Origin of the sequence: Vibrio alginolyticus NBRC 15630 = ATCC 17749 (assembly GCF_000354175.2) — a bacterium.
Lineage (GTDB): Bacteria > Pseudomonadota > Gammaproteobacteria > Enterobacterales > Vibrionaceae > Vibrio > Vibrio alginolyticus.
The window spans coordinates 536,772-558,093 of the sequence record NC_022359.1; the positions used below are offsets into that span (position 1 = coordinate 536,772).

The 21,322-nt window shown below is 45.2% G+C and carries 21 protein-coding genes, 1 tRNA gene and 2 rRNA genes; 21 read left to right on the forward strand and 3 right to left on the reverse strand.

Going from position 1 to position 21,322, the window contains the following annotated elements; genetic code table 11:
- The first annotated feature begins 170 nt into the window (after positions 1-170).
- From N646_RS17745 to N646_RS17765, 6 genes are all read left to right on the forward strand, one after another.
- Positions 171-3,060 (forward strand): 23S ribosomal RNA (locus tag N646_RS17745).
- Positions 3,061-3,153: 93 nt separating this feature from the next.
- Positions 3,154-3,270 (forward strand): 5S ribosomal RNA (gene rrf, locus N646_RS17750).
- Positions 3,271-3,369: 99 nt separating this feature from the next.
- Positions 3,370-3,460 (forward strand) — tRNA-Ser (locus tag N646_RS17755).
- Positions 3,461-3,738: 278 nt separating this feature from the next.
- Positions 3,739-4,194, forward strand: coding sequence for a hypothetical protein (locus tag N646_RS25010; protein ID WP_021035899.1), 456 nt, complete (start codon positions 3,739-3,741; stop codon positions 4,192-4,194).
- Positions 4,194-4,499 (forward strand): hypothetical protein, encoded by a 306-nt coding sequence (locus tag N646_RS25015; protein ID WP_021035900.1) that lies wholly within the window; start codon positions 4,194-4,196, stop codon positions 4,497-4,499. Before N646_RS25010 ends, N646_RS25015 begins: the two co-directional genes overlap by 1 nt.
- 103 nt (positions 4,500-4,602) lie before the next feature.
- Entirely contained in the window at positions 4,603-5,634 is a 1,032-nt protein-coding gene (locus N646_RS17765; protein WP_005374275.1) for a hypothetical protein, read from the forward strand.
- 163 nt (positions 5,635-5,797) lie between these two features.
- On the opposite strand, the gene N646_RS17770 is transcribed toward N646_RS17765, so the two are convergent.
- Complete coding sequence (locus N646_RS17770; RefSeq protein WP_005374274.1) at positions 5,798-6,154, reverse strand: YibL family ribosome-associated protein; 357 nt, start codon at positions 6,152-6,154, stop codon at positions 5,798-5,800.
- Between the two features lie 85 nt (positions 6,155-6,239).
- Positions 6,240-7,235 (reverse strand): 2-hydroxyacid dehydrogenase, encoded by a 996-nt coding sequence (locus N646_RS17775; protein ID WP_017819701.1) that lies wholly within the window; start codon positions 7,233-7,235, stop codon positions 6,240-6,242.
- A gap of 241 nt (positions 7,236-7,476) precedes the next feature.
- Between N646_RS17775 and N646_RS17780 the strand changes: the two genes are divergently transcribed.
- The gene (locus N646_RS17780; RefSeq protein WP_017819702.1) at positions 7,477-7,959 is read left to right on the forward strand and encodes a L,D-transpeptidase family protein; all 483 of its coding nucleotides are present in this window, start codon (positions 7,477-7,479) and stop codon (positions 7,957-7,959) included.
- Positions 7,960-7,994: 35 nt separating this feature from the next.
- Here N646_RS17780 and N646_RS17785 read toward each other — a convergent pair whose 3' ends face one another.
- Positions 7,995-8,705, reverse strand: coding sequence for a glycerophosphodiester phosphodiesterase family protein (locus tag N646_RS17785; protein ID WP_017819703.1), 711 nt, complete (start codon positions 8,703-8,705; stop codon positions 7,995-7,997).
- Positions 8,706-8,935: 230 nt separating this feature from the next.
- Here N646_RS17785 and N646_RS17790 point away from each other — a divergent pair, with 230 nt between their 5' ends.
- From N646_RS17790 to N646_RS17855, 14 genes are all read left to right on the forward strand, one after another.
- A complete protein-coding gene (locus N646_RS17790; protein WP_005386018.1) occupies positions 8,936-9,601 on the forward strand; it encodes a response regulator transcription factor in 666 nt (221 codons plus the stop codon).
- Positions 9,601-10,974 (forward strand): sensor histidine kinase, encoded by a 1,374-nt coding sequence (locus N646_RS17795; protein WP_017819704.1) that lies wholly within the window; start codon positions 9,601-9,603, stop codon positions 10,972-10,974. The genes N646_RS17790 and N646_RS17795 overlap by 1 nt, the downstream gene beginning before the upstream one ends.
- Positions 10,975-11,181: 207 nt before the next feature.
- Positions 11,182-13,278: a TonB-dependent siderophore receptor gene (locus tag N646_RS17800; RefSeq protein WP_017819705.1), complete on the forward strand. Its 2,097-nt coding sequence runs from the start codon at positions 11,182-11,184 to the stop codon at positions 13,276-13,278.
- Between the two features lie 74 nt (positions 13,279-13,352).
- Positions 13,353-14,120 (forward strand): DUF3450 domain-containing protein, encoded by a 768-nt coding sequence (locus N646_RS17805; RefSeq protein WP_017819706.1) that lies wholly within the window; start codon positions 13,353-13,355, stop codon positions 14,118-14,120.
- On the forward strand, positions 14,121-15,488 hold the full coding sequence (locus N646_RS17810) for a MotA/TolQ/ExbB proton channel family protein (RefSeq protein ID WP_017819707.1): 1,368 nt from the start codon (positions 14,121-14,123) through the stop codon (positions 15,486-15,488).
- The gene (locus N646_RS17815) at positions 15,488-16,042 is read left to right on the forward strand and encodes a MotA/TolQ/ExbB proton channel family protein (RefSeq protein WP_017819708.1); all 555 of its coding nucleotides are present in this window, start codon (positions 15,488-15,490) and stop codon (positions 16,040-16,042) included. Before N646_RS17810 ends, N646_RS17815 begins: the two co-directional genes overlap by 1 nt.
- Positions 16,039-16,443, forward strand: a complete 405-nt coding sequence (locus N646_RS17820) for an ExbD/TolR family protein (RefSeq protein WP_005374257.1) — start codon at positions 16,039-16,041, stop codon at positions 16,441-16,443. Before N646_RS17815 ends, N646_RS17820 begins: the two co-directional genes overlap by 4 nt.
- A complete protein-coding gene (locus tag N646_RS17825) occupies positions 16,443-17,063 on the forward strand; it encodes an energy transducer TonB (protein WP_017819709.1) in 621 nt (206 codons plus the stop codon). Before N646_RS17820 ends, N646_RS17825 begins: the two co-directional genes overlap by 1 nt.
- Positions 17,060-18,232 (forward strand): tetratricopeptide repeat protein, encoded by a 1,173-nt coding sequence (locus tag N646_RS17830; protein WP_017819710.1) that lies wholly within the window; start codon positions 17,060-17,062, stop codon positions 18,230-18,232. Before N646_RS17825 ends, N646_RS17830 begins: the two co-directional genes overlap by 4 nt.
- A gap of 132 nt (positions 18,233-18,364) precedes the next feature.
- Positions 18,365-18,994: a PepSY-associated TM helix domain-containing protein gene (locus N646_RS17835; RefSeq protein ID WP_021035904.1), complete on the forward strand. Its 630-nt coding sequence runs from the start codon at positions 18,365-18,367 to the stop codon at positions 18,992-18,994.
- Positions 18,995-19,015: 21 nt separating this feature from the next.
- Positions 19,016-19,555, forward strand: coding sequence for a DUF2271 domain-containing protein (locus N646_RS17840; protein ID WP_017635538.1), 540 nt, complete (start codon positions 19,016-19,018; stop codon positions 19,553-19,555).
- Between the two features lie 15 nt (positions 19,556-19,570).
- Complete coding sequence (locus N646_RS17845; protein WP_005374252.1) at positions 19,571-20,401, forward strand: DUF4198 domain-containing protein; 831 nt, start codon at positions 19,571-19,573, stop codon at positions 20,399-20,401.
- Between the two features lie 42 nt (positions 20,402-20,443).
- On the forward strand, positions 20,444-20,764 hold the full coding sequence (locus N646_RS17850; protein WP_005374251.1) for a hypothetical protein: 321 nt from the start codon (positions 20,444-20,446) through the stop codon (positions 20,762-20,764).
- Positions 20,761-21,312 carry a DUF6162 family protein gene (locus N646_RS17855; RefSeq protein ID WP_005374250.1) on the forward strand — a complete coding sequence of 184 codons (552 nt, stop codon included), beginning with the start codon at positions 20,761-20,763 and terminating at the stop codon, positions 21,310-21,312. The genes N646_RS17850 and N646_RS17855 overlap by 4 nt, the downstream gene beginning before the upstream one ends.
- Positions 21,313-21,322: the final 10 nt, after the last annotated feature.

The following is a 21,322-nucleotide window of genomic DNA, read 5'->3' on the forward strand; positions in this document are numbered from 1 at the left end:
TGTCTTTATGACAAACACCAAAAAACACATTCAAGTGTTCTTGGGAATATCACTTTTACAGTGATTATTCGAAATTGAGTCCGGCAAAATCGAATGTCTCTCGCTCATTCAAATAATGAGAGACAACTTTGGTGATTTGAACATCAACTCGAAACTCCTTCGGGTTGTATGGTTAAGTGACTAAGCGTACACGGTGGATGCCTTGGCAGTCAGAGGCGATGAAGGACGTATTAACTTGCGATAAGCCCAGATTAGGTAGTAAAAACCATTTGAGTCTGGGATTTCCGAATGGGGAAACCCAATACCATAAGGTATTACTGTTGAGTGAATACATAGCTCAACAGGGCGAACCGGGGGAACTGAAACATCTAAGTACCCCGAGGAAAAGAAATCAACCGAGATTCCGAAAGTAGCGGCGAGCGAAATTGGACTAGCCCTTAAGCTTTACACGCGTTAGACGAACAGTCTGGAAAGGCTGACGATACAGGGTGATAGTCCCGTAGTTGACGACGTGTGTTCAGTGAAATCGAGTAGGGCGGGACACGTGATATCCTGTCTGAATATGGGGGGACCATCCTCCAAGGCTAAATACTACTGACTGACCGATAGTGAACCAGTACCGTGAGGGAAAGGCGAAAAGAACCCCTGTGAGGGGAGTGAAATAGAACCTGAAACCGTGTACGTACAAGCAGTAGGAGCAGGCTTGTCCTGTGACTGCGTACCTTTTGTATAATGGGTCAGCGACTTATATTCAGTGGCAAGGTTAACCATCTAGGGGAGCCGTAGGGAAACCGAGTCTTAACTGGGCGTTCAGTCTCTGGATATAGACCCGAAACCAGGTGATCTAGCCATGGGCAGGTTGAAGGTTGAGTAACATCAACTGGAGGACCGAACCGACTAATGTTGAAAAATTAGCGGATGACTTGTGGCTAGGGGTGAAAGGCCAATCAAACCTGGAGATAGCTGGTTCTCCCCGAAAGCTATTTAGGTAGCGCCTCGGACGAATACTACTGGGGGTAGAGCACTGTTAAGGCTAGGGGGTCATCCCGACTTACCAACCCTTTGCAAACTCCGAATACCAGTAAGTACTATCCGGGAGACACACGGCGGGTGCTAACGTCCGTCGTGGAGAGGGAAACAACCCAGACCGCCAGCTAAGGTCCCAAATTACTACTAAGTGGGAAACGATGTGGGAAGGCTCAGACAGCCAGGATGTTGGCTTAGAAGCAGCCATCATTTAAAGAAAGCGTAATAGCTCACTGGTCGAGTCGGCCTGCGCGGAAGATGTAACGGGGCTAAGTAGTAAACCGAAGCTGCGGCAATGTACTTTAGTGCATTGGGTAGGGGAGCGTTCTGTAAGCGGTTGAAGGTGTGTGGTAACGCATGCTGGACGTATCAGAAGTGCGAATGCTGACATGAGTAACGATAAAGGGGGTGAAAAACCTCCTCGCCGGAAGACCAAGGGTTCCTGTCCAACGTTAATCGGGGCAGGGTAAGTCGACCCCTAAGGCGAGGCCGAAAGGCGTAGTCGATGGGAAACGGGTTAATATTCCCGTACTTCTTACAATTGCGATGGGGGGACGGAGAAGGCTAGGTGGGCCTGGCGACGGTTGTCCAGGTTCAAGTGCGTAGGCTGAAGAGTTAGGTAAATCCGGCTCTTTCTAAGGCTGAGACACGACGTCGAGCTACTACGGTAGTGAAGTCATTGATGCCATGCTTCCAGGAAAAGCCTCTAAGCTTCAGATTGTAAGGAATCGTACCCCAAACCGACACAGGTGGTCGGGTAGAGAATACCAAGGCGCTTGAGAGAACTCGGGTGAAGGAACTAGGCAAAATGGTACCGTAACTTCGGGAGAAGGTACGCTCTCGACGGTGAAGTCCCTCGCGGATGGAGCTATTGAGAGTCGCAGATACCAGGTGGCTGCAACTGTTTATTAAAAACACAGCACTGTGCAAAATCGCAAGATGACGTATACGGTGTGACGCCTGCCCGGTGCCGGAAGGTTAATTGATGGGGTTAGACTTCGGTCGAAGCTCTTGATCGAAGCCCCGGTAAACGGCGGCCGTAACTATAACGGTCCTAAGGTAGCGAAATTCCTTGTCGGGTAAGTTCCGACCTGCACGAATGGCGTAATGATGGCCACGCTGTCTCCACCCGAGACTCAGTGAAATTGAAATCGCTGTGAAGATGCAGTGTACCCGCGGCTAGACGGAAAGACCCCGTGAACCTTTACTACAGCTTGGCACTGAACATTGACCCTACATGTGTAGGATAGGTGGGAGGCTTTGAAGCGCAGTCGCTAGATTGCGTGGAGCCGTCCTTGAAATACCACCCTTGTAGTGTTGATGTTCTAACGTCGACCCCTTATCGGGGTTGCGGACAGTGCCTGGTGGGTAGTTTGACTGGGGCGGTCTCCTCCCAAAGCGTAACGGAGGAGCACGAAGGTGGGCTAATCACGGTTGGACATCGTGAGGTTAGTGCAATGGCATAAGCCCGCTTGACTGCGAGAATGACAATTCGAGCAGGTGCGAAAGCAGGTCATAGTGATCCGGTGGTTCTGAATGGAAGGGCCATCGCTCAACGGATAAAAGGTACTCCGGGGATAACAGGCTGATACCGCCCAAGAGTTCATATCGACGGCGGTGTTTGGCACCTCGATGTCGGCTCATCACATCCTGGGGCTGAAGTCGGTCCCAAGGGTATGGCTGTTCGCCATTTAAAGTGGTACGCGAGCTGGGTTTAGAACGTCGTGAGACAGTTCGGTCCCTATCTGCCGTGGGCGTTGGAGAATTGAAAGGGGCTGCTCCTAGTACGAGAGGACCGGAGTGGACGAACCTCTGGTGTTCGGGTTGTGTCGCCAGACGCATTGCCCGGTAGCTAAGTTCGGGATCGATAACCGCTGAAAGCATCTAAGCGGGAAGCGAGCCTTGAGATGAGTTCTCCCTGATACTTTAAGTATCCTAAAGGGTTGTCGTAGACTACGACGTTGATAGGCAGGGTGTGTAAGCGTTGTGAGGCGTTGAGCTAACCTGTACTAATTGCCCGTGAGGCTTAACCATACAACACCCAAGGGGTTTTGATGGACTCAATGAAAGAACATTGAATGTGTAAGAACGAGAATTAAAAAACAGCTTTCCGAATTAAAGAATTTGCTTGGCGACCATAGCGTTTTGGACCCACCTGATTTCCATGCCGAACTCAGAAGTGAAACGAAATAGCGTCGATGGTAGTGTGGGGCTTCCCCATGTGAGAGTAGAACATCGCCAGGCTTTAAACATCGCTTTCAAGTTCTCTTTAATTGAGATAACTGAAGGCAAAACTAAAAATTAGCATCAATAGTATAAGACTAAGTTTTAGTGACAATTTGTGGAGAGATGGCTGAGTGGTTGAAAGCACCGGTCTTGAAAACCGGCATACGTTAATAGCGTATCTAGGGTTCAAATCCCTATCTCTCCGCCACTTTTAAAAAAAACCGCTGTTCTTACAGCGGTTTTTTTGTATCTGCTGTTTTTTAACCGCTGTTATCGAAACTTCTAATTGATTTTTCTCTAGCTCTTTCTCCAAGTTTTTGCGTACCTACTTTGGGTTTAGTTTACGCAGTAATACCTTCAATCGAAGACATTTCCATACGTCTCATTTGGGCTTCAAATAGAGCTTTCTTAAGTCTCAACGTGGGATGCTTAAACGCATTTTGATAGAGTTCCAGTCTAAATACTGCGGATGCACTTGGAGAAAAAATGAAGCTACTTTACTGGTTAGATGAATGGCAAGCTCTTACTCAACAAGAACAAGAGATGGCTTTACCTATCTCTGGCTACGATTTACTTGATGATGTGTTTGTGAAGTATGAACTCGTCGATCTTAACAAGCCATTGTTGTTTACATTTTCTCCTTCCGGTACTGATGTGCAGGTACAAGATTTAACTCCGGATTTTTCTCCTTGGGGCTACGAGCTCGGAATACAACAACAAGTAAACATTATTGCCTTTCAACATTTAGGACAAAGTAATTGGTTCCGTAGTCGGAATTTGATTTTCTTTCTGGAGCAGCTATCTGAGTTGCTTCACCCCTTCCAATGTCGTTTGGGTTATGGGCAAAGTCGAGGTGGCTTTGCAATTGGCGCGTTCGCTAACTTGCTGAAATTAGAACATCTTTTGTTGTTTTATCCTGTTAGCACAAAAATAAAGCGTTAGTGCCTTGGGATGATCGGCCGAGTACTGAGCTTGCTCAGCAGTTTGCTTGGGAAAGCGGCTATCATGATAGAGATTTGGGCAATGCCAAAGGTTATATTATTTATGACCCATCCAATCGCATTGATCGTCTTCATGCTGAACGTTATCCCGAGCTTACTCATTTGAAAGTCGTCGGTATGGGACACGGCACTCAATCCACACAATTAGATAAATTAGAATTTTTTAATCTGGTGGCGCAGGAGTTTGTTCGCCATCAAACCTTAGATATTGACCAATTTAATAAGCAAATTCACGCTTTGTTTTAAAAGAGGACTGATATCAGAGTCCCCTGTAACCAGGGGGAGATGATCACACACTAAAAACTAGATTTTTAACACAATTGCTAGGCGCAATTTAGATGGAGGATTAATGAAGTTACTGTACTGGTTGGATGAATGGCTGGCTCTTTCTCGTGAAGAACAGCAAACCAGGCTACCGATGTCCGGGGAGGACTTACTTGATGATGTATTTGTTAAGTATGAGTTTGTCGACCGAAATAAACCACTGTTGTTCACCTTTTCCCCTGCTGGTACGAATCTACAAGTACAGGACTTACACTCAGACTTTGCGCCTTGGGGTTATCGCTTAGCCCAGAAACAAAAAGTAAATATTATTTCATTTCAGCATCTTGGGAAAAGTAACTGGTTTCGCAGCCGTAATTTGATTTTCTTTCTAGAGCAACTGTCGACTTTACTTGAGCCCTTTGAATGTCGTTTAGGCTATGGACTTAGCCGCGGTGGTTTTGCTATTGGTGCCTTTTCTAATCTATTAAAGTTGGATCAAGTATTGATGTTTCACCCGGTCAGCACAAAAAACAAAGTTTTGGTGCCATGGGATGATAGGCCAAGTACTGAACTTGCCCAACAATTTGATTGGGAAGGAAAGTATCACGACCTCGACCTTGGCGATGCAAAAGGCTATATCATTTATGATCCAACTAATGAAATCGACCGCCTTCACGCCAAACGCTACCCAGAGCTCACTCACTTAAGAGTCTTCGGGATGGGACATGGTACCCACGCGACGTATTTGAATAAATTCGGTTTTTATAAGCAAGTGGCCGTAGACTTTATACGTTATCAGAAGATAGATATAGCGCAGTTTCGTCATCAGACCAAAACGCTGCGCTTAAAAGAAGATTACTATCAGTGCCTTAACAAGGCGAATGCGAGCTCACAGCATCGTTTAAACTTACTGAGCACCGCTCATAATGTACTAATTGAAGAAAAGAAAGAACATGTGAAGGAGCATCAAGCGCAAATCGATATTCAGCCACTTGTTGATATTGCACTTAAGCATGAGTATGACAACCCGCAAGATGCAGTACAGCTTTTGGAAGTCGCTCAGCAGTTGGTTCCGAATGATCCCGTTGTGGAGCACAAGTTGCAGCAACTGTCGTAACGTTGAGATGTAATGCGGACGATATTGGTCGAAATAGGTCAGTGGCTTTTGTCGCTGGCCTTTTTAATAGCTTATGGATTGATATTTCGATGAAATCTAATGAAGCAGTACAAAATAAAAAGCCCAAGCAAATGCTTAGGCTCCATAAATGTTAATGCGAGTTTTAAAACTCTTTTGGCGCAAAGCCTGTCATCACATCAAGGCGAAGTTCTTTACCAACTTTTGTTAATGGGTGAACGATTACTAAGCCGCGTACGCGTTTTTTTAGTTTGCCTATGTCCGCTTGTTCTGCTTTGGTGATTTCACGAGAGAAAGGCATATCAAGTAAGCTTTTACGTTCTTTGTTCAGCTCATAGTTTTGCTTGTGCTTTAACTGGTTAAGCTTTTTGGTCAGCTGTTCTACTTCATCCGTGAACTTTGTAATCATTTCGTGATCACCACGAGAACGTGCCGCATCAAGTTTACGTTGGCATGTATCTAAACGGTTGTGCAGCTTTTGAATATCAGTTTTTATGCTCATGGTAATTTGGCTCAAATTTTAAATAGCCGAGGAGTATAGCATAGCTGAGGTCACACGCTCTACTATACTTCTCGATTGTCTGGCTTTAGTTAATCAGTTCATTGCCCGATACGTTACCAGAGAAAAAGGCTTCGACGTTATCAAGCGTCACAGAGGCAATATTATTAAGTGCTTCGTGAGTCAAGAATGCTTGGTGGCCAGTAAACAGCACGTTATGACAAGCCGATAAACGGCGGAAAACATCATCTACAATGACATCGTTAGATTTATCTTGGAAGAATAAGTCTTTTTCATTGTCATACACGTCTAGGCCAAGCGCACCAATCTTACCTTGTTTCAACGCTTCTATCGCCGCTAGTGAATCTAGCAACTCGCCTCGACTGGTGTTAATGATCATTACACCATCTTTCATTTGCGTGAAGGCTTTTTCGTTCAATAAGTGATAGTTTTCTTCACTCATTGGACAATGGAGAGAGATAATATCCGCATTAGCGTAGATTTCTTCAAGCGAACAGTAACGGGCTCCCATTTCTAGCGCTAATGGGTTTTCGTAGGGGTCGTAGCAAAGCAGTTCCATGCCAAGCCCTTTGAAGATACGCATCGTCGCGATACCAATCTTACCCGTACCAATAACACCAACGGTTTTTCCGAAAAAGTTAAAGCCAACAAGACCCTCTAGCGAGAAGTTGGCGTCACGTGTGCGTTGGTAGGCCTTGTGAAGACGGCGGTTTAGGCACATCATTAAACCAACCGTGTGCTCTGCCACTGCTTCTGGTGAGTAAGCAGGAACTCGAACCACTTGTAAGCCTAGTTCTTTGGCTGCTTGTTGATCAACTTTATCATATCCCGCGCAGCGCATAGCAATAAGCTTGGTCCCGCCCAGAGAAAGCTGTTTAAGGACAGGAGCTGAAAGATCATCATTAACAAACGCACATACGACATCACTGCCGTGCGCCATCTTGGCTGTTTTTTCGGTTAGTCGGAAGTCGTGATAGTGAAATTCAAAATCGCGGTTATTTTTAATTTTATTAAAAGAGGCTTCGTCGTAGGATTTTGCACTAAAAAAAGCAATGTTAATCATGGTTCCCTCTCAAAAAGTGCGGACTTTATAAATAAATATGCTTATAAAGTAATGCAACTTAGCCGCAATGAATAGAGAAATCTTCTCTTTGACTTTTGTTGTATCAAATAACGATAAGAAGTACGCCTTTCAGCGAGTCTATCTTATGGTTCCGCATTAGATACTGTTTGCTTTACGAGCATTAACTGACTAGCATTATCGCTCTTTTCTTGTTCACTTTATTAGCTTAGGCGTTACGACAATGTCAGTAAAATGGTGCTCTATGTTCTTGTGTTGTGTGTTTGCTTCTGGCACTCACGCAGCTGTTGACCTCGTTAAAGTCGACAAGTCTAAGCGTCGAATGTATTTGATGGAACAAGGAGCAGTGCTAAAAGAATACCGAATTGCTTTAGGAGCGAACCCTCAAGGACATAAACAAGAAGAGGGAGACAATCGCACACCAGAGGGCGAATACACTCTAGATTATGTTATAGAGGACTCTGCTTTTTATCGTTCTGTGCATATCAGTTACCCTGATGCGATTGATACGTTGGAAGCGAAGCGCCGAGGTGTGTCCCCTGGAGGGAACATCAAAATTCATGGCTTAAAAAACGGTGAGAGTCAGTTGCCGATTTACATCCAAAGTTTTGATTGGACTAATGGGTGTATTGCGATTACCAACGAGGAGATGGACGAATTTATCCAGCTTGTCGAGATGGGGACACCAATTCAGATTGAGTGGTAACAAAAGGTCCCCTTTAATGTTCTGGCTCTTATAGGCTATGGCATAAAGCGCTGTGGATGATCACTAAAAATACCGTCTAACTGAGGCAGGTATTTCAGTTTATTTGGATTGTTCACCGTATAGCACATCACTTTGTAACCGGCTTGTTGGAGTTTGTTTATCTGGCGAGTACGAACCCAGTTAATATTTAGGTTGCAGCTATAGGCACTAACTTCTTCCAAAAGGCGTTTATCTTTTCTCGTAAAGAATTCACTTAACACACCCAATCGGTAGCCACTGCAGTATTTGTGCATCGCTCTAATGACGTCATGACTAAAGCTCGATAGGAGTACATTCTCTTGCGGCATTGGACTTTTTGTTAACGCATTGGCGAGAGTCTGCGCCACTTCTTCCGCTGGATGGTTGTCTACTTTAACTTCGATATTCAAGTTAAGCTTATTCTCAGTAGCTAAAGTGAGCAGTTCATCTAGTGTCACGATCTTCTCGCCTGAAAAGTCTGTGCTAAACCAACTACCGAAATCTAATGCTTTTAAGTCTTCCAGGGTGAGCTCATCAACACGCCCTTGTCCATTGCTGCATCGATTGACGGTATGATCATGGCAAACCACTAAAACATTATCTTTGGTAGGCTGTATATCCACTTCCACCCACTTCAACCCCAGGTCAATGGCTGCCTGAATGCTTATTTTTGTATTCTCAGGGTATGAACCTGCCACGCCACGGTGACCAATTAATAACGTTTCCATTCGCTTTATCTTTTGCTTTGCGGTTGCCTGATTGTACTCGTTTTTTCTATGAAGATATATCTAGGTGCATATTGTTAGGAACCTTTAGTACAAGTGAACATTAAACTCTAATAGTACGTTGCTGCTTCTTGGACTGAGTCCTGTGGACTTAAAGCCTTAGAGTGTGTAGTTGTTTAATTGGTAAATGAGTAATAAAATGCGAACCATTTTTATTTGAATGGTGAGTGGTAATGTCACGAGTTTTGATAGTCGATGATGACGTTCCTTTGTGTGAGCTGTTAGAAGCGGTTTTGCAAGAGGAGGGCTACATCGTATCTTCTGTGCATTGCGGTGAAAGTGCGCTGCAATATATGGAAAAAACGCCTGTAGATCTTGTATTGCTTGATGTCATGTTACCAAACCTTAACGGCATGCAAGTTGCTCGTAGGATCTGTCAGCGCTTCGCGACACCTATTCTAATGCTTACCGCTCTCAACGATGAAAACTCGATGCTTGATGGTTACCAAGCGGGGGCCGATCAGTATATCGGAAAGCCCTTTAATGTCGCTGAGCTTCTAATGCGCATCAAAGCGATTCTTCGTCGTGTTGGCTTGGAACGTCAACGTCAGACGATGTGTAGTACCGTTCAAACGATCAGCGACCAGCTTAATAGCTTACCCCTCACAAGTACGGAAGCTGAACTATTGAGCTACTTGGTAAAAAACCAAGGAGTCGTGATTTCAAAAGCAGAGCTTCAAACTGAAGTGTTAAAGAAAGAGCTGAGTCCTTTTGATCGCAACCTTGATATGCACATCAGTAACATACGTCGCAAGTTAGTTGAAGCGGGGCTTTCCAAGCAACATATCAAAACCTTCCGTGGCAAAGGTTACAGTTATTTAGAGGCTGTAAACCGTTAATGAAGCTCCGATGTCCACCTTTTATTGCAAAACGTAAAGATAGCTTAGCGTTCAAGTTATTTAGTTGCATGACCGCAATTGTCATTAGTATTTTGGTCGTGCAATCCTTAGCGGAACAAGCTCTGGTGAAAGCCATGTTGAAAGTGCCCGATAGTGTGCGAGAAGAAATGCTAGACCTTGCACATCAAGCCAATGTATTGATTGAGCACGGAGACATGGACGAACTTGCTGACTGGGCAAATGCGCAAAACTTTTATTTATTTGTGTTGAATGAACATCAGCAACCAGTTACGCACCGTCTGATGCATCCGCACTTCGAGTTCAAACTTCAATTTAAGAGAAGCATTGATGATCAACTTGAGGGGAAAGTGAATCGCCCCATCATCAATATTCCTTTAGTTCATGGCAATACTTTAGTGATTCAATTGCCACATCGACTGCACCCTGCAAATGACTTCATTCTGTATTTCTCTATTCTCAAAGTCGTGATTGCAGTGGTTATTTTGGCGCTCTTTTCGCTGCTAATGGCACGTAACTTACAGCAACCATTGGATCGATTGAGAGAAGCAAGCAAAAAGCTATCTAATGGCGATTTTAATGTCAGTGTCGTGAAAGAGCTGAAGTCGAGCACGCGTGAGTTTAACGAGTTAGCGCAAGATTTCGATCACATGACGCAACAGATTCATTCTCTCGCTGAAAAGCAGCGACTGCTTATAAGAGATGTCTCTCACGAATTGAGAACGCCGTTAGCGAGGCAGAACTTGGTTCTGCATCTTTTGCGAAAGCGTGTTGGAGAAAGTGAGCAAAGCCTAGTGGCAAGGCTAGAAGATGAAGCAAAAGAGCTAAACCATTTGATCAGCGATATATTGGAGTTCAGTCGCTTGGAAAATGCGCGCTTCGACAAAGCCACGAAACGCTGTGATTTAGAAGTTTTGCTCTCCCCGCAAGTAGAACGTTGCAAAATAGATTTGAAGTCAGAACAGACGTTGTCTTTCCGCTCAGAAGCTGTATGTGCTAAAGCCATTTGTGAAGAAACGCTGGTCATTCGTTGTTTGAACAATCTTATTGGTAATGCCATTAAATATTCAGGACCAGCATCTCAGATAGAAGTTTCTCTGGAAAATTATGTCAAAGAAGGGCAGCAGTTCACCACCATGTCAGTATCTGATGATGGGCCTGGTATTCCAGAGAACAAGCTGGTCGATATTTTTGATCCGTTTACACGCTTAGATGCTTCTAGAGATAAAAAGCTTGGTGGCTACGGTTTAGGTCTTGCGATTGTCAAAGAATCCATGCGTATTATGGGTGGAGCAGTCACGGCGAAAAACCGTGAGCAAGGCGGTTTGAGGGTTACTTTAGTGTTCAAGCAATAAGTATGATTAAGTCGTAATTTTTGTGATTAATGTCACATTATCATGGCGCATCATCAGAGAGTACTTTACAAAAGTTTGCAAATGCAAAGAATGTAAATTTAATGCAAATGGTAATACTTATCACTTATATTCACCCGCGAAATAATTAAGAGGGAATCGCATTCAACAAGTATGTGACCCGAAAAATAATAATCGGAGTGAAAGGATATGTTTACTAAGAGCCATTTGGCGTTAGTGATCGGTGCAGTGTTAGCAACACCTGCAGTGGCGGAAGTTCAAACAGACGAACATGTAGTTGTAGAAGGTCGAGAGTTCGGCTACAAGGCAGATACAAACAGTACAGCAATGCGCATGGAAATGACGCAGCTGGAAACGCCGGGACAAGTAGCGGTTATCGATGAAGCGGTAATTGATGAGCAGCGTGCAAGTACACTTGGTGAAGTGCTACGTAACGATGCAAGTGTTAGCGCGGGTGGTACAAGCCGTAACCGCGAACGTTTCTCTCTACGTGGTTTTGAACTTAGCAGTTCAGACGGTTTTCTTCGTGATGGTCGTCAACACTGGTCACACTACCGTCAGCCAATTGAGCTTTTAGAGCGTGTTGAAGTGCTTAAAGGTCCATCAGGTCTGCTATACGGTAAATCTGAGCCGGGTGGTTTGGTAAACATGGTTTCGAAAAAACCAACAACTCAAACACAAGCAAGTTTGAGTCAAGATCTAGGTTCGAATGATCACTCACGCACTGTGCTTGATGTGAGTGGCGCGCTAAATGATGCAGAGACACTGCGAGCGCGCGCAATTTTTGCCAAAGAAAGCTACGGCTCTTGGCGCAGGTACGGTGATGGCACTGAGCCTAAAACAGATCGTACGGTAGCTGGCCTAGTGGTTGAGTACGATATCACAGACAACTTTATGGTATCGGCTCATTACGATCGCACGAAAGACGACGGTAGCGTGGACTCTGGCGCATACATTGTTGATGGCAAAGCGGTTCGCGGTGATAAGTACATTTGGGATGCGCAGTGGTCTGAAATTGATAACGAAGTAGAAAACTACGGTGTCGATATTAATGCGCAAGTCACGGATAACGTGAACGTAAAAGCAGGTTACAACCGTCAAGACTTTAAGCGTTTTGATGTGGAGTCTTACCCAGGTTTCGAAACTTATGACCAAGATACTAAGATCGACCATTCTGGTAACGAACGCAAAGATAATTGGGTGTTTGATACTGCATATATAGATGTGACGACGGACTTTTCTCTGTTTGGTACAGATAACACGTTTTTGGTAGGTGCGAACTATCTAGAGTATACCTATGACCGTTTCCAAAAGTATTACAACCCTATAAGTATAGAAGCCGGTCAGACAGTGCCTCGTCCTGGCTACTCTGGGAAAGTTAAACAGTCCACAAGCGAGCACGATACTTGGGGTATCTACGCGCAAAATATGATGACGATTAATGATTACTGGCAAGTGCTTGCAGGTGTTCGTTATGACGAAAAGCGTGATGATGACCTGACCGAAAACCAGGTTTCTCCAAAATTTGGTGTAATTTTCCACCCAGCGACGAATGGCTCGGTTTACGTTCAGTACTCTGAAAGCTTTATGCCGCAAGGTGAAGTCAGCAGTGGTCGTGGCAAAAAGTATATCAATGATGGTGAGAAGCTAGACGCAGAGCGTGGTATCTCTTACGAGATCGGAACTAAGTGGGAACTGTTTGATCAGCGCTTATTTGTATCTGGTGCAGTGTTTGATATCACGTTAGAGAACATCTCGCTGGATGTTGAAAGCGGCAAAGACGCGGGCGGCAATCTCCTACACAAGAAAACGCAAGGTGGTGAGCAAGTTCACAAAGGTGCTGAGTTAATGGCTCAAGGTTTTGTGACCCCAGAGTTGTCGCTAACCGCTTCTGCAATGTATTTGGATGCAGAGCTTAAGAAGGCAGAAAGATATGAAGGTAACCGCCCTGTAGACGTGCCAGAGTTCTCGGCAAGTCTATGGTCTAGCTACAAGGTTCAAGACAACACTAACTTAAACCTTGGTTTGATTTATGAAGGTGATCGCTACGGTGATGCAAAGAACACCTTCAAGAAAGATGGCTACGCTCGCGTTGATATGGGCGTGTCATACAAACATAAGTACGATGAAAACTTGGATATCATTGCTCGATTCAATGTCGAGAATTTATTCGATACCGACTACTTCGCAGGTGGTGGTAGCACGAATGGCGAGCAAAAAGGTGCGAGTGGGGTTGTGGTTGGAGAAAGCCGCAACTACATGGCAACAATCCAGTTCAAGTACTGATAACAATTTGATTATTAAAGGGGAAGGGTAGTCTTCCCCTTTGGTCGTTTTTGGAACACAGAAATATAACTCGTATGAATCTAATGAAATCAAGTATCGCTCTGTTGATATCATCGGTTTTGATTCCCGCTCACGCGGCGAACTTAAACGATGCACAAGCTGTGCAGAGTAAAACAAACCAGTCGTCGGCGGTAAGCCAAAAACGTATTGATGCAAGCGCAGAAAAATCACTTACTCTAGAAGCTGAAATTGAGCAGCTGCAAGAAGAAGTCGGTAACTTGAAGATTTATCGCGATCATCTTGCAAGCCTTGTTGAGAGCCAAAATCAAGAAGTTGATAGCTTGAACGAGCAAATTGAACAGATTGCTCAAACTCGTCAAGGTGTCGTGCCTTTAATGTATCACATGCTTGAGGGCTTAAAAGTGCTCGTCGCTAACGACAAGCCTATACGCAAAGCGCAACGTGAGGAGCGAATTGCAAAGCTGGATTCCATGGTGACGCGTGCAGACGTTGCGGATGCAGAGAAGTTTCGTCGTATTTTAGAAGCGTACCAAATTGAAATGGATTACGGCACCAAGCTTGGCGTTTACCAAGGCAAGATTAACCTGGGTGACAATGAAGCTGTGGAGGCGGACATTCTCTATTTAGGCCGTTTGTCTTTGGTAGCGCGTAGCTTATCTGGTGACACATTTTGGAGCTGGTCACAGCAACAACAAGCATGGCAACAAGTGGGTTCTGAGCAAAAATCAGAGCTAGACAAAGCGTTCGCTATGGCGAATAAACAGATCGCGCCGAGTATGTTAACTCTGCCAGTGTCGTTAACCGCTGCGGAGGGCAAATAAATGATGAAAAAATGGTTATCGGTTGCATTAATCTCGACAGCCGCATTAATGCCTTATACAACTTTTGCTAGTGATGCGTTGTTACAAAAGGCGCAGCAAGAAAATCGTCAACAGCAATCGCACAATGTCGCGCGTGAATCAGGTTTTAAGCAAACAGAGCAAGACCTACAGGCTATAAAGAATAAATTGGTGGCAGAGCGTGCTGCTCTTCAAGCAGAGGCGGACTCATTAAGTATTACCTTCGGTGAAAATGAAGCAGAACTGGCACAGCTAGAAGAAAAGTTGCGTCTAGAAACCGGGAGCCTAGGTGAGTTATTTGGCGTCGTTCGCCAGAACGCAAAAGAGCTAGAGTCTGAGCTAAAAAGCTCAGTAACCGGTGTAGATGCAAACTCATATCAGAAAGATATCGATGCTATTGTTGCGGCTAAATCACTGCCAACGTTGACCCAACTTCAGGCGATGTGGCGCAGCATGGAAGAACAAATCAAAGCAAGCGGTGAAATGGCAAACGTCTCTTTCACACTGCTAAATGGCGAGGGTCGTGAACAAACGGTTAGTGGTGTTCGTCTTGGTTCTATGGCGCTGCTGGATGACACTGGCTACGTTAAGTGGAATGGTCAACGCGGAGATGCGGTAAACTATCTTCGTCAGCCTGAAAGCGGTCCAACAGCGAATACTATTTCCTCTGGTGACATTGATGCGCTTGTCATAGATCCGTCACGTGGCATTCTTCTTGAGCAGCTCGCAAACTCACCGACTTTGGCTGATCGCCTAAATGCGGGTGGCGTTGTCGGCAAAATCATCCTTGGTTTATTGGCTATCGGCCTATTGATTGCGCTCGTACGTGGTGCATCTTTGATGATTTCGCGCCAGAAAATCATGAAGCAACTGAAAACCCCAGCGCAGCCAGGAAACAACCCTTTGGGTCGCGTGCTTGCGGTATACCAGAAAGACAAGCATCGCAGCGTAGAAGCGTTAGAACTACGTCTTTTGGAAGCCGTTGTTGATGAGCAAACCCACCTAGAAAAAGGGTTGTCGATGCTTAAGCTTCTTGCTGCTCTAGCTCCTATGCTTGGCCTACTAGGCACGGTAACGGGTATGATCGAAACCTTCCAAGTCATCACTCAATTTGGTAATGGTGATCCGAAAGTAATGGCGGGTGGCATTTCGATGGCACTTGTGACTACCGTACTTGGCCTTGTTTCAGCCATGCCTTTGCTATTAGCGCACAACGTATTGAGCTCTCAAGCAGAAAATATTCGCAGTATCTTAGAAAAACAAGGCATCGGTTTAGTTGCAGAACAAGCTGAGCGTGATATGCCGAATAACAAAAGTCACTCTAACACCTTAGCGGAGAACGCAGCGTAATGGAGCAGATCCTACTCAGCACATTGGGTTTGATCAGTGAGGATTGGGCCACAACCTTGATGAGCTTTATGCAGCAAGGTGGTCAAATCCTATGGTGGCTGGCCGCCGTCGTGGCGGTGTGCTGGCTGTTGGTTATGGAGCGAGTTATTTATCTCACAACGGTTTTCCCTGGGGTAAAAAAACAGCTTTGTGAGCAGTGGCACGCAAGATCAGAGCACCACTCTTGGTACGCGCATCAAATCCGTGAAGGATGGATTGCAAAAGCGCAAATCGAACTACGCCAAAACCTATCGACTATTAAGCTACTTGTGGCGGTTTGCCCAATGCTAGGGTTGTTAGGGACGGTGACAGGCATGATTACGGTGTTTGACGTAATGGCATCGCAAGGCAGCAGCAATCCGAAATTGATGGCTTCTGGTATCTCACTTGCTACGCTGCCAACCATGGCAGGTATGGTAGCAGCGCTTGCGGGCATGTTTATTCATGCTCGCCTTAGCAAAGTGTGTGAACGAAAAGCTATCCAGTTAGAACAATCTTTAAGGAGTCAAAAGTGAGACTCGGACGCAGACCTAACCAACAAGATGAAGCTCAAGTCGATTTAACCTCGATGCTTGATATCGTCTTCATCATGTTGATCTTCTTCATTGTGACCAGTTCGTTTGTACGTGAATCCGGTGTAGAAGTGAATCGCCCCCAGGCTTCTAATGTAGTAAGTCAAAAAGACGCGGGCATTTTTATCGCAGTAACGGCAGCGAATGATGTGTACATTGACAAACGAGTGGTTGATATTGAGCGTGTTGAGGCCTCTATTGAGCACCTGTTACTTGATCAACCTGATGCTTCGTTAGTTATCCAAGCTGACGAGCATGCTTACAATGGCACTGTCGTGAAAGTGATGGACGCTGCAAAGGCGGCGGGTGTGAAGAACATTGCATTGGCGGCGGAGAAACCTTAATGGGCAGGCTGTTACTTGCACTACCAGCATCACTGTTAATTTCTGTGAGCTTGTTTAGCTTTATGGCGTGGATGGTTGATAAAGGCAACCAGCGTGCACCAGAAGCTTCAGAAGCCGTTCGTTTTGATATGGTGATGGTAGAGAATGAAGCAGACGTGCAGCGTCGTCAACGTTCAGTGCCGGAGCAACCAGAACCACCTCAAGCGCCGGAGCCAATGGATCTGTCTCAATCTGACACTCAAATGGAACCAATGAGTCAGATGACGCCAGTCAGTGCTTTAGGTTTAAACACAGCCCTTGAAGGCATCGCGATTAGCGCCCCAAACTTGAAGGGAACAATGGGCAACCAGCAAGCACTGCCGTTGTATCGTGTTGATCCTCGCTATCCAAGTAAGGCGCTGAAACGTAGAGTGGAAGGTTATGTCATTATGCGTTTCACGATCGATGCAACTGGACGACCAAAAGATATTGAAGTGATCGAGGCTGAGCCCGAGCGCATGTTTGAAAGAGAAGCAATCCGTGCGCTTAAAAAATGGAAGTATCAGCCAAAAGTTGAGGATGGTGTGTCAATTGAGCAGTTCGGACAAACCGCTAAAGTGGAGTTCAAGTTAGCCAAATGATGAAAAAATTCTTAATCGGTACGGTATTAAGCCTGAGTGCACTCTCAACCATTGCCAGTGAGTTAAGCCAATACACCGCAGCGAGAGTTCAACGAGCATACAACTTGGCTCAAGAAGAGAAACTGAAAGAAGCGATTTCATCTCTTGAAGCTATGGAGCTTTCTCGTGGATATGACCAAGCTTATGTCGCTCGAATGTTGGGTATTTTTTACTGGCAGAATGAGCAAACTCAAGCGGCGATTAAGCAACTTGAGTTGGCAGTCAATAGTGGTTTGCTACAAGATGAGCAATCATGGCAAACCCGAAAAATGTTGGCTGATATACTGCTGAACGAGCAACGTTTTTCTAAGGCGTTACCTCATTACTATGCCTTGAGCAAAAACATTCCTAAAGGTCAAAAAGCGCATGAGCTATGGCTACGTATTTCCCAATCTCATTATCAACTGAGTCAGTGGCAAAAAGTGCTTTCAGCAATGGCTCGTTATGAGAAGTTTGGTCAGCCAGACAAGCTTGGCGCATTGTCGATAAAGCTTTCTGCTGAGCTAGAACTGAAAAAGTGGAAGCCGGCAATCTCGACCATCAAACGCTTAATCGTGATTGAACCTGAGCGAATTGAATGGTGGCGTCAGCTTGTTGCTCTATATCTACGGGTTGATGACAACAAACGTGCCCTAGACTCTTTGGCGTTGGCAAAACTGAAAGGGTTACAACTTAGCCAAGATGACTTAAAGCTGCTGGCACAATTGTACGCGAAACGAGGTATTCCTGAGAGAGCTGCGTTGGTGATGAACGAGCTAGAGGATGTAAACTCGAATAGTAAGCTAAAAGCTCAGCAAGCAACGTATTGGCAAATGGCAAAAGAGTGGGAAGAATCTATTGATAGCTGGCGTATTGCAGCTCAGCTAGATAGGCAGTATTACTGGAACTATTCTCAACTGTTGGTGCAAGAAGGCCATTATAAAGATGCCATTGCCGCGCTCGATAATGTCAGAGGTCGTAAAGCGGATGTTGCACTTATCAAAACTCGCGCTTACTACAAACTTAAGCGGTTTGACGATGCGCTCGCTAACGCCAAAAGAGCGAATGAGATTAAGCCGTCTAATCAGGCAAAAAGTTGGGTTAAGTATCTATCTCAGCTACGCAAAGTAGAATCGACGCAGAACTCATAGCGAACATTTTTATTAAATACCCGAGCTCAGTCTCGGGTATTTTTTGTTTAAAGTAAACAATGTAAATTAAATGCCAATACGAATGATTATCACCTAAATTATGCCCCACATTTATTGGTGATGATTGTTTCTATGTTGCTTAAAAGCAAAGGTGTTCAAACTTGGGCTCGCCGCCTACATATCTATATTTCGATGGCTCTTCTCTTAGTTACGCTGTTTTTTGCAGTAACTGGTATTACCCTCAATCGCCCCGAATTGTTTGAACGCAGTGAACCTATCATTCAACAACATACTCTGACGGTTCCGCACTCAGTTCTATTCTCACATTCAGATACCTTTCAACCTAATCGTGAAGAACTGGTGGCTTTCTTGACTAAAGAAACCGAGCTTCGCGGCACTCCTTCCGCACTAGATGTGTATACCGAAGTTGAGCAAGGTGAGTTGTTACTCGGAGAGCTTTCTATGGATTTTAAAGGCCCGGGTTATAACGCTACGGTCTTTATTGATATGACTACTGGTGCGGCTGATGTTGAAACGACGCACTACGGTATTGTTGCGCTGCTGAACGATCTACATAAAGGACGCAACAGTGGCGGGATTTGGAAGTGGTTTATCGACGTCACTGCGCTTTTGATGGTGTTTTTTGTTCTTACAGGCGTGTGCTTGTTACTGCCTAAGAAGAAGACGCTCAGAACGTCAATGCAATGGATGAGCTTTGGTACGTTACTGTCGCTCGTAATTTATTTTGTTGCTGTTCCATAACAGCTTTTTTAGAGAACACTTATGTTGAACACAGGAAGGTTTTTCCGCCGTAATCACTTTTGTAAAGCCGCTTTGATCGCGGCTTTTACTCCTTTCTCTCTTTCCGCGGCGCCTCTACCAGATAACGCGAAGGTCGACTTCGAACTCGAACTTCCAAAGATAGATACCTCAATGTATGCACGCCCTTATGTGGCGGTTTGGGTTGAAAACGATCAGCGTAAACCGGTTAAAACCATTCAGTTATGGGTAGGGAAAGACGAATGGTTAAAAGATCTACGCAGCTGGTGGAGAAAAGCGGGTCGTTATGATCGTGAACTTGTTGATGCGGTGACTTCTGCAACACGTCCTGCTGGTCAATACCGCTTTGTCTGGGATGGAACCAATGACGCAGGGGAGCGTTTGGAACAAGGAAATTACACGTTGTACGTCGAGGTCGTTCGTGAACACGGTGGGCGAAACTACTTACGTCAAAAAATAACGCTAGCGGACAGTGACGTGCGCTATGAGCTTAAACCAACACAAGAGACGGGTGTCATCACCGTCAATTATCAAGTTAAGTGATTAAAGGACACAACAATGAAAACCAAAATGAAAGCAGTGGCATTGGCGAGTGTAATGGCAATGGGATTGGCTGTAACCACCACCGCACAAGCACATCCACGTTGGGTTCTGCCCTCTCACTTTACGGTTTCTAAAGAAGGCGGTGACTGGCTGACATTTGATGTTACTGCCTCTCACGGAACGTTTGTTTTTGATAAGCCTGCGGGTAGTGATCAGGCATTTGTGGTGATGCCGGATGGCCGCTCTGAGCGTCCTAACTTTGTTGTTCGTGGCAAGCGTCGCTCTATGTTTGATTTCTTTTTTACAGAAGAAGGCACGCACAAAGTCGCGATTAATAATCAGCCGAGCTACTACACACAATACAAAGCGGGCCGTCGTGATACGGTGAAATGGGCGCGAGCAAACAAAGCTGAGCGTGGTGACGTGCTTCCTGAGCAAGCGCGTGATGTGGTTACTCAACTAAGTTACACCCGAGCAGAAAGCTACATTACGGTTGGTATGCCAACGGACAAAGCGTTGGAGATTGAAGGCAAAATGCTGGAGATGAAACCGATCACGCATCCATCGGACATCATTGAAGGTGAGCCTGTGACTTTCCAGTTTTTCTTTAACGGAGAGCCACAAGAGGGCGTTACTGCTGAGATTACACGTGAAGGTACCATGTACCGAAACCATCAAGAACAAATCGATGTGGTGAGCGATAAAGATGGCAAAGTGATCTTCACGCCAGAAGTCGCCGGGCGCTACTTAATGAAAGCGAACTACAAAGGTGAATTAAAAGATAATCCATTGGCGGATAAAGCGAGTGCCAATGTTCATCTTACGTTTGAAACTCAACTTAACTAATCGAATTAGGCTCAGCAATTGCTGGGCCATTTTGGAATTATCATGAATAACACTTCTCTTCTAAAAGCGGTTTTGCTTTTTTCTGGATTTGCGTCCTTTCACGCTGCTGCACATTTTCCTCTGATGAGCTGTCACTTGGCGCAAGATAAAGTGATTTGTGAAGCGGGCTACTCGGATGGATCGACAGCGGTCGACTACGATGTCGAAATGTACGATTACGACGACAATCTGATCGCCAAAGAAAAAACAGATAAGCGTTCCATCGCAGAATTTACTCACCCTGAAACAGATTTCTATTTGGTATTTGATGCCGGACATGAAAGCCCGGTGGAAGTGGATATCGTTGAGCTGAAAGAGAAATGAGTGTACAGAAAGTTCGCCCTGATGATGGTAACCGAGAAGGAAAGTGGGTCGCACTGACAATCGCAGCAATTCTCAGTTCAGCAGCCATACTTATGCCCTACCATCAGGTCGCGACTGAAAAGCCAGACATGCAGTCTCATCAAGTGTTAATCACGGATTTACATCAAAATGAGTTGGGGTTGATCGCTGAGCTTAAGCTCGCTCATGAAGAGATTCGTGATTTGCAGTTAGATACCGGAACTTGGCCTGAGATCTCTGATATGGAGGTGCTTTGGATTGCTCCGTTCGTGAAAGACCAAAACTGGAAGCGTAAAGGTTCTCATCAGTGGCAACGAATTGATGACGGTGTCTACATTGGCGTGAAGACCAGTGCCCAAGGCTCTGCTTCCATGCTGTTGGATAGCCGCAGTTCTCAAGCTGATATTTGGTTTAATGATTCTAGCCGTTCGTTAAATGTGGAGGGACTAAGCGATCTAGCTAAACGCCACGATTTCGGGTGGAAACAAATCGTTCTGTCAGACTCTTCCTCTCATTCTCACGCCCATTAAGACAACATAA